Below are 772 nucleotides of genomic sequence, written 5' to 3'. Positions count from 1 at the left end.
GCTTGATGTTCCCAGGGCCCAGGTGTTGCTGGAGGCCGTTATTGTTGAAGTGTCTGGTGGGATTAATGATGCGTTGGGTGTTCAGTGGGGCATTGATGGGACTGACACGATCCGTGGTACATCAACCAGCTCCGATTCAGGTAACAGCATTAAAAGCAGCATAACCGGGCATATTCTGGATAACACCGGCATTGCCCTCGGATCCCTGGCGCTGCGTGCTGATAACTTTGGTGTTCTGGTCAGTGCGTTAAGCTCAAAGTCCAATAACAATATCCTGTCTACCCCCAGTATGCTGACCCTGGATAATGAGGAGGCAGAGCTGATTATCGGCAAAAATATTCCCATAAAAACCGGCTCATACCAGACGTCATCCAGTGGCAATAGCAATAACCCTTTTACCACCACTGAGCGCAAGGATGTGGGATTAAAACTCAAGATCACCCCCCATATCAATGAAGGCAACAGTCTGAGACTGATGCTGGAGCAGGAGGTTTCTTCACTGGATGTTGGCACCACCAAACAGCTCCTTGGCACCGACAGCAATGATCTGCTGTTCAATACCCGCTCCCTGAAGACCGCGGTACTGGTGGACGATGGTCAGACCGTCGTTATTGGTGGACTGATTGAAGACATCAAATCCAAAACCAGGAAAAAAGTGCCACTGCTTGGAAGCATCCCGATTTTGGGCAACCTCTTCCGTTACAATCAGAGCGGCGATGAAAAAAAGAACCTGATGTTGTTTATCCGCCCCACCATCATGCGTAACTCGGAA

General features: G+C 49.6%; 1 protein-coding gene. It reads left to right on the top strand.

The genetic code is table 11. From position 1 onward, the window contains the following. On the top strand, positions 1-772 hold a 772-nt coding region (locus J7438_RS26315; RefSeq protein WP_503003951.1), incomplete at both ends, for a secretin GspD/PilQ domain-containing protein.

The sequence above is a fragment of the Thalassotalea sp. G20_0 genome, assembly GCF_017744175.1.
GTDB lineage: Bacteria > Pseudomonadota > Gammaproteobacteria > Pseudomonadales > Endozoicomonadaceae > Endozoicomonas.
The sequence above is the reverse complement of the archived record's forward strand: the minus strand, read 5'-3'. Positions and strand labels throughout refer to the sequence as shown.